This window comes from Pseudomonas fluorescens (assembly GCF_902497875.1).
Classification (GTDB): domain Bacteria; phylum Pseudomonadota; class Gammaproteobacteria; order Pseudomonadales; family Pseudomonadaceae; genus Aquipseudomonas; species Aquipseudomonas fluorescens_BR.
Genome location: NZ_CABVHY010000119.1, coordinates 1 through 1653 on the forward strand (window position 1 = coordinate 1; position 1653 = coordinate 1653).

Consider the following 1653-nt stretch of genomic DNA (forward strand, 5'->3'; position numbering starts at 1 on the left):
AAAGTGCAGGGCCTCACCCCCTTCGTCGACGGCGCCCGACTACTGGCCCTGGCCAATGGCATCGAAGCCAATAATACGCTGGAGCGCTTGCAGCAACTGGTGGCCCGGGAAGTCATCGAACGGCTGGACGGTGCTGCGTACGAGGAGGCCTACCACTTCATTCAGCAGACCCGCATGCAGCAGCATCAACTGCAAACCCGCGAGAACCTGCCCTACTCCAACCGGGTCGACCCTGACAGCCTCAATCACCTGGATCGGCGAATCCTCCGTGAATCCCTGCGCCAGGCCCAGCGATTGCAAAGCAGCCTGGCCCTGCGGTATCAGCTATGAGTCTGTTCTCCTGGCTAAGGCCCGACGGCCCGAAACTGACGCTCGAGCAGCAACAGCGACTGGAGCACTTGATAGCCGCCCCGGAACTGAGCGAATGCAGCCTGCGCGAGCAACGCTGGGTGGTCTTGGATCTGGAAACCACCGGGCTTAACCTGAACAAGGACGTGGTGCTGTCCATCGGCGCGGTGGTGATCGAAGACGGGGCGATCGACTTCAGCCAACAATTCGAACAAACCTTGCAGCGCGAAGATCACAAGCTCAGCCCCGCGGTATTGATCCACGGCCTGGGCCCCAGCGCGATTGCCGCCGGGAGCGATCCGGCCGAAGCCTTGCTGGACTTCATGGAGTTCGTCGGCGACAGCCCGTTGCTGGCCTTTCATGCACCGTTCGATCAGCACATGCTTGGGCGGGCCTTGAAAGACAGCCTGGGTTATCGCTTGCAGCACACGTTTCTCGATGTCGCAGACATGGCGCCGTTGCTCTGCCCCCGAGCGCACGTCAGCAAAGCCGGGCTGGATCAATGGATCGACTATTTCAATCTGCAGGTTGGCGAACGCCACCACGCCAGCGCCGATGCGCTGGCCACAGCAGAGCTGGCCCTGATCCTGTTCAGCCGGGCGCGACAGCAGCAAATTCATAGCCCGCTGAACCTGCAACAACGGCTGAACCAGTGGAAGCGTCGCAAGCAGGCGCATTCGTTCTAGAGTGCGACGCGATTTCCCGTAGCAGCTGGCGAAGCCTGCCTTCGGCGGCGCAGCCGTCGTAAAATTTGCAATCGCGTTACTACAGGTAAATCACAGTTGTCGGCTTTACGACGGCTGCGCCGCCGATCGCGAGCAAGCTCGCTCCTACAGGAAACACCCATGCCCAACATTCTCCTGGTCGAAGACGACTCCGCGCTCTGCGAACTGATCGCCAGCTACCTGGAACGCAACAGCTACCACGTCAGCGTGCTCAGCCGCGGTGATCAAGTGCGTGAACGTGCACGGTCGAACCCGCCGGACCTGGTGATCCTCGATCTGATGCTGCCGGGTCTCGACGGCCTGCAAGTCTGCCGCCTGCTGCGGGCCGACTCGGCGACCCTGCCGATCCTGATGCTCACCGCTCGTGACGACAGTCACGATCAAGTCCTGGGCCTGGAAATGGGCGCCGATGACTACGTCACCAAACCTTGCGAGCCAAGGGTATTGCTGGCGCGGGTGCGCACCTTGCTGCGCCGCAGCAATCTGAACGAGCCGCAAACCGCCAACGACCGGATCCTTATCGGCAATCTGTGCATCGACCTGTCGGAGCGCAGCGTGACCTGGCGCGAGCAACCGGTGG

The 1653-nt window shown here is 61.7% G+C and carries 3 protein-coding genes; all 3 read left to right on the forward strand.

The window, feature by feature from the left end; all coding sequences use genetic code 11:
• Window positions 1–330: putative nucleotidyltransferase substrate binding domain-containing protein (locus tag F8N85_RS34005; RefSeq protein ID WP_318183234.1), on the forward strand; the 330-nt coding region annotated here is incomplete at its 5' end.
• A complete protein-coding gene (locus tag F8N85_RS34010) occupies window positions 327–1034 on the forward strand; it encodes a PolC-type DNA polymerase III (protein WP_150804195.1) in 708 nt (235 codons plus the stop codon). The genes F8N85_RS34005 and F8N85_RS34010, both read left to right, overlap by 4 nt.
• Window positions 1035–1193: 159 nt before the next feature.
• Window positions 1194–1653, forward strand: a 460-nt coding sequence (locus F8N85_RS34015; protein WP_150807681.1) for a response regulator transcription factor, incomplete at its 3' end; no start/stop codon positions are given.

Coding starts and splice junctions, on each gene's coding strand:
- F8N85_RS34010 (WP_150804195.1), top strand. CDS start 327: ATGAGTCTGTTCTCCTGGCTAAGGCCCGACGGCCCGAAACTGACGCTC.